We start from the raw sequence: 6,634 nt of genomic DNA on the forward strand, positions 1-6,634 counted from the left end.
TCGTATGCTGAAAAGAATTGTTGTTTGCGTTGTAGATGCTTGAAACACAAATCATTGACATAATTCCAAACAAAGTTTACCTCCAACGCTAGTTGGTCTAGCATCTTGCAATGTTTGTCTTTTATTCGTAATTTGAGTGTCTTCATACAATTATTTTAACCGTATTTTTCTTAATAGTGATTATAGCAAAAGTATTTAAAACGACATTTCATGTCGTATGGCTTACGCCAGTCGCTTATATCCTCGGGCTAAACCCCGAGGTTTTACGCTCCAATGGATAAAGCTTTATTTTAGCCCTTACTTCAAGTGGCTGTAATAATGGACGAACATTATTGATCGCCCAGGCATAATATCCATCTGCCCAATAAGATGCACATGCAGCATTCATTTCGTCTGGCTGCCACGGATGCGCTGATTGAATGTCAATCAGCACCACTGCCAATCCCGCTTCCTCATCACCATCATTCAAAAGGAAGTTTTGATTCTCAACAATGACCAGGTTTTTTAATGAAAAGCTTTTCAAGTTGCCATGAGCGAACCTCCAGGGTCTTTAGCCCTTGTGCAATCCGCCCAACATTCGGTGTGACAATAGATAACGTGGTATATTGCTTTAATATCTGGATTTAGGCTTTGTCTTCCGCTATTTTCACACGGATACCAGCGCCTTTCACTTTCAAGGTATTTAGGCCTTTAACAGCCTTAACCGCCTCACGTGGATTTGGCATTTCAACAAAACCGAAACCTTTCGATTTACCCGTTGCTTCGTCTTTGACCACGACACAAGACTCAACTTTTCCATATGCTTTAAATAAGTCGAGAATTTCCGCATCAGTCACATTACGGTCTAAATTACGAACTAAAATTTTCATGCTAAAACCTAAAAGATGATTCATTGTAGAATCAAAAGAATTTGAATCTGCCTAGTTTAATCGAAATCAATCCCAAAACCTAAATTGATTGCAGCCGTACGAGAATGATTGCTTTGGCCGTAGGCACGTGGAATATCCCGATGAATCTGAACATCGACTAAATGTTGAGGTAAATCATTGAGGAAGTAACTTTCTATTTTTCTTCCTAACTCATCATATTGATCTTGTGACCATAAATTTAAGTTTTGTTTGGTTAAAATCAACTCATTTTCTGCACGCGTCAATGCGACATACAAAACACGTCTCTCCTCTTCGACATCGTTAAAATCACCCTGCGCCCGTGCATGTGGATATTGATTGGGAGATACATGTGGAACATAACAGACTTTTTGTTCAGCACCCTTAGCTGAATGGATGGTAATCAACGTTACTAAATCCTGGTCAGGTGTTTTATCAATTTCTGAAACAGAAATTGGATCAAGCACATATTCTTCTAAAAATTCGCCTAAAGAACTGTGTTTACGGGCCAGTTGTTTAACCAAATCAAAATCTTTGACTCGGCGTTTCCAGTCTTTGCTTTTATAGTTATTTTCCAGTTGTTCATTTAGCGCATCCAGTGCAAGGCCTATACAAGCTTCAACATACTGCTGCAATACATCGAGCTGCATCAAAATTAAAATCGCCTGTTGCGGTACTTTGCCATGTCGCTCTAAACGTTGGCAACGGGCTTCGATATCAGGTAATTGAATCAGCTCTTGCGCCAACTTACTGGCACCAACATCGCCCACGCCATCCCAAAGCGTCAGGAAACGCATCCAGGCCAGATCATCCTGTGGATTGACACTAACGCGAAGCAAGCTCAATACATCTTTGACATGCGCTGATTCAAGCAGCTTCACTCCACCAATAAAACGATATGGAATATTTGCCGCAATTAACGCTCCCTCAAGATAACGACCGCTAAATCCTGAACGCAACAGAACCATGTGTTCAGCCCAAGTAGCACCTTGCAGATGTCGCTGATTTAAATCCTGAACAATCCAGTTGGCTTCTTCAAACTCATTACTCAAGATATGCAGTTGTGGTTTTAAACCTTGACCACGATAGGCCTGTAGATGCTTGTCATATTCAATTTGGCTCTGCTCCAGCAGCCAATTGGATAAATCTAAAATGCCTTGGGTCGAACGATAATTCATTTCCAAAGTCAACACTTCAGCATCAGGTACACGCTCTTTAAAGTGATGAATATTTTCAAAGTCAGCGCCACGGAAACCATAAATGGATTGTGCATCATCCCCGACACAAAACAGTTTCACCTTGCCAACTAAAGGCTGAAGCAAAGCCCATTGCAGTGGATTAGTATCCTGCATTTCATCGACCAATAAGGCGGAACAAAAACCAGTGACCCATTGCACTAGCTCTGGTGAACTTTGCAGATGTACGGCAACAATAGATAGGATGTCATCATAATCCAGAAAATTACGTTCTTGCTTGCGTTGCTCATAGGCTTTCATCAATTCAGCAATTTGGGCTTTATACTCAAGCGCTTGCGGTAGCTGCTCAACTAAAGCATCCGATAGTTTGGTTTTGGTATTACGAGCATAGGAATAGAGATCACACAATTCGGCCGCTTTCGGCAATACATTGCCCTTGTCTTTACCCCGTAACAGACGGAACATCAGCAATTGATCATCCCGATCAATAATACTGAACTGGGTGAGACCAAACGCACGTGGATTACGACGTAGTAAATACATACAAAAAGTATGAAAGGTTGATGCGCGTAAACCTTTGGCCTGTGCGCCCATATGCTGCTCAACCCGCGTCACAATTTCACTTGCCGCACGACGGGTAAAAGTTAGAATCTGAATTTGTTGTGCAGCTAAACCTTGATCAATTAAGTATGCTGCTCTTGCCACAATGGTTTTGGTTTTACCACAACCTGCTCCAGCCAAGACCAGACAATTTTGTGCTGTCGTTGTGGCTGCTTGTTTTTGTTGTGGATTCAGTTCATCAATTAGCTTGGCAAGCGTCATAAAAGCAATCAATTAAAAGCGAAGTGCTATTTTAACAGACTAAAAGTACGAGAGATATTTTCTGCTACAAAACAAAAAGAGCATGTAAAGACATGCTCTCTCACTCTCAGCCTGACCCGTTAGACGGTAGTTGAACTATGGGGTAACTGCTTAATCGCTCCTGCAAAACTCAGATAGTTGATTCCCTGAAATAAAATATCAATTGCAAGGAACATTCCCAATACCCAGAACGGTGAATCAGGTGATGATAAAATCAGGATACCTGTTAAAAGTGTTAATACACCTGAAAACAACACCCATCCCCAGCCTGAAATCGGCCTCAGGATAAATGCGTTTACGCTACGGATAATCCCCGCAATAATTAAGGCAACTGCCAAAAAGCTGGTCAACACAACAGCGGTTATCACAGGTGTGGTAAAGGCAAAGTAACCTGCCACCAAATACAACACACCAAACAACGCCCACAACCAGCGTGTACCGCCCTTAAACACCGTAAATGCCGCAACAAAATGCAGGATACCACCCAGCATCATCAATACACCGAACAGCAGTACGGCAGACAATGTTGCGAATGGCAAAGCAGCTAAAAGAATCAAACCGAAAACAACCAACAAGACACCCAATAACAGATACCATTTACGATCAGCGTGTAGCTGATTGCGAATCAGATCGTTACCCACCGTTTTCATCATGATTTACTCTTTTATCATCAATGTGCTATGTATATATTGAGCGTGTTGTAGACCTAATTCTGTATAAGTCATGTTGAGAATTCATAACAAAATGTTGAAAAACCTGTGTTTTATTCCATAATTTTTTATTGAGCTTGTTGTTTTGCAAGATATGGATAAGTCAAAACTTATCCACAATTTACTTGATCCAGCCAATTTCCTGAGCAGTCAGTACACTGATCACGGTTTGTTCCAAATCATTCGGCATTTTACTTTTATGTTCGGACAATGGAATCCGTCCGCCCATAATTTCAGCTTCGGTTTGTGGATAGAGCGGCTGTTTATCTGCCTGTGCATAGCCAATCGGGAAAATAGGTTCACCATTGGCTAAGTTATATTTATCGGTAGCGCCAAAACCATGCAATAACTCATGTACCAATACCACATTGTTTTGCTGTGTCTGTTTAGCTGAGGCAAACAGATTGACTGAACCAATGCGTCCACGTTCCAGCGCAGTTGAATGCTTGAGTTCCCGATTTTGCTTCGGATCATAGAAATTCAGATATAAAGTTAAACTCGGTGAACCATCAATCGATTGATGCTGCTTCCATGCGTAAAATCGAAACTTTAAACTCCATAGAATATTATTCAGAATACTTGGCTGCTCAGACATCTTCGGCGGTGCTTGCTGCAGTTCCCGCCCAATCTCGATCATAAAGTAACTGCTTTGCCCTCGATATTGCTGGCTATTTTTTTCCAGATAATGTTTGACTTCATAGAAATCATCCAACTGCAATTGCTGGATATATTTTTGGGTAGAGGGTAAACCATCAGCGTTGATCGGATGCAAAAGAATATTTATCGGCTGATTCCAATCCTGATTTTGATCACGACAAGCATTGACTGCAACAATCAATAACACCAGTAGTAAGCAAGCGACTCGAATATTTTTCCACATGCATTTCACCCCAATCAAAATTAATTTTTCTTTTTATTTGTTCAATAAAAAATGCCAGCAATCGCCAGCATTTTTTAAACTTTAATGTTTAAGCTTCTACCCATTTCCCATCTTGGAACACCAGACTCCACTTGGTTTGCTTGCCTTCAGCGGTTTCAGAACCTACATATTGTGCTTGATTCTTACGGCTGAATTTCACGACCGTTGGATTACCTTCTGGATCAACATCTGGTGCTTCTAACAAGAACTGATACTTCGGATCAAGCTGCTCAGCCACACTGCGTAATTCAGCCACTTTTGGTGCACGGGTCTCACGAATTTTCGGAAATTTGCTGGCTGCTAAGAACAGACCTGCCGCACCATCACGCAATACAAAATAATCATCGTGTTTGGTTGAGCGTAGGTGTTCCATTTTGATTGGATCAACACGCGGTGGTGCAGGCTGACCATTCTTCAACACTTTACGGGTATTGTCACAGCTTGAGCAGGCGAAGTATGGACCAAATCGACCTGTTTTCAACTGCATTTCACCATCACACTTATCACATGGAATGGTTGGGCCATCATAACCCTTTATCTTAAATTCACCTTTTTCGACTTCGTAGCCATCACAGTCAGGGTTATTTCCGCAGACATGTAATTTACGACCGCCATCCACCACATAGCTGTCCATCGCGGTACCGCATTTAGGACAGCGATGTTTTGACATCAAGTCTGCTGTTTCAGCACCATCATCATCAGACAATGCAGCCAAAGACTCGACAGGCGTTAAGTTCAATGTACCTTTACAACGTTCTTTTGGTGGCAGGTTATAACCAGAACATCCTAGGAATACACCTGTTGTGCCTGTACGAACCTGCATTGGGCGAGAACATTCAGGGCAAGAGACATCGGCAACTTCGATAGGTTGATTACGGCGCATACCGTTCTCACCTTGTGCATTAGTCAAACGCTTTTTAAAGTCACCATAGAATGTATCCAGTAATTCTTTCCAGTTACGCTCACCTGTCGCCACACGGTCTAATTGTCCCTCTAAATCTGCGGTAAATGCATAATTCATCAGGTTGTTAAAACTTTCATCCAAACGGTCAGTCACGATTTCACCCATCTTTTCTGCAAAAAGACGGCGATTTTCCAGTTTTACATAACCACGTTCTTGAATAGTTGAAATAATCGCAGCGTAGGTTGATGGACGACCAATACTGCGTTTTTCCAGTTCCTTAACCAAAGATGCTTCGGTAAAACGTGCAGGTGGTTTGGTAAAATGCTGGCTTGGGTCAAGTTTTTCCAACTTAAGCACTTCGTCCACTTTTACCGCAGGTAATAAAATATCATCATCAGATTTATTGGCACCACGAACACGAGTAAAACCATCAAATACCAAAGTACGGCCTTTTGCCTTTAACTCAACATTCGCCGCTTCAACCGTTAAGGTTGAAGATAGGTATTCTGCGGGGGTCATCTGACAGGCAACAAATTGTCGCCAGATCAAGTCATACAGACGCTGTGCATCACGCTCTACGCCCGCCAGTTTATCGCCTGTCAATCCTACATCCGATGGACGGATTGCTTCATGCGCCTCTTGCGCACCCGCCTTGTTACCATAACGGTTTGGTTTGGCTGGGACATATTTTTCACCAAAATTTTGCTGGATATAGTTACGCACCATATTCACCGCATCATCACTCAAAAAGGTTGAGTCAGTACGCATATAGGTAATAAAACCACCCTCATACAAACGCTGCGCCAGCATCATGGTTTTCTTCACTGAAAAACCTAAACGTGTGCTGGCTGCCTGTTGCAGGGTCGAGGTGATATATGGCGCACTTGGATTGACCTTGGTCGGTTTATCCTCACGCAGTGCCACCTTATATTCGGCATCTTTTAATACGTTTAACAACGCATCCGTTTCTGCTTTATTCTTGAGTTTAAGCGTTTTACCTGCCTGCTTAACCGCCTCTAAGCGAATTTCTTCTTTCTTTGATAGCGTGTCTGCAAAAACCTGCCAATATTCTTCTGGGATAAAGGCACGGATTTCACGTTCACGTTCTACCACCAGTTTTACCGCAACCGATTGAACACGTCCAGCCGGTGGTAAAC

5 protein-coding genes and 2 pseudogenes are annotated in these 6,634 nt (G+C 42.2%); all 7 read right to left on the reverse strand.

The features are described 5' to 3' along the window. A pseudogene (locus B4H32_RS12005) lies at nt 1-146 on the reverse strand (RNA-guided endonuclease TnpB family protein); the annotation flags it as partial. An 89-nt stretch (nt 147-235) separates the two neighbouring features. Further along, nucleotides 236-617, reverse strand: a pseudogene (locus tag B4H32_RS12010) (ASCH domain-containing protein). A 6-nt stretch (nt 618-623) separates the two neighbouring features. Continuing rightward, nucleotides 624-869 carry an RNA recognition motif domain-containing protein gene (locus B4H32_RS12015; protein ID WP_004680554.1) on the reverse strand — a complete coding sequence of 82 codons (246 nt, stop codon included), beginning with the start codon at nt 867-869 and terminating at the stop codon, nt 624-626. A gap of 56 nt (nt 870-925) precedes the next feature. Next, complete coding sequence (locus B4H32_RS12020; RefSeq protein ID WP_286803248.1) at nt 926-2,905, reverse strand: ATP-dependent helicase; 1,980 nt, start codon at nt 2,903-2,905, stop codon at nt 926-928. A gap of 119 nt (nt 2,906-3,024) precedes the next feature. Continuing rightward, nucleotides 3,025-3,597, reverse strand: a complete 573-nt coding sequence (locus tag B4H32_RS12025) for an HdeD family acid-resistance protein (protein WP_004674586.1) — start codon at nt 3,595-3,597, stop codon at nt 3,025-3,027. 178 nt (nt 3,598-3,775) lie between these two features. Then, entirely contained in the window at nt 3,776-4,534 is a 759-nt protein-coding gene (locus B4H32_RS12030; RefSeq protein WP_286803251.1) for a hypothetical protein, read from the reverse strand. Nucleotides 4,535-4,622: 88 nt separating this feature from the next. Then, nucleotides 4,623-6,634 (reverse strand): type I DNA topoisomerase (topA, locus tag B4H32_RS12035; protein ID WP_286803252.1); only part of this gene is annotated, 2,012 nt, incomplete at its 5' end.

Origin of the sequence: Acinetobacter sp. UBA2063 (assembly GCF_002333245.1) — a bacterium.
Taxonomy (GTDB): Bacteria; Pseudomonadota; Gammaproteobacteria; order Pseudomonadales; family Moraxellaceae; genus Acinetobacter; species Acinetobacter parvus.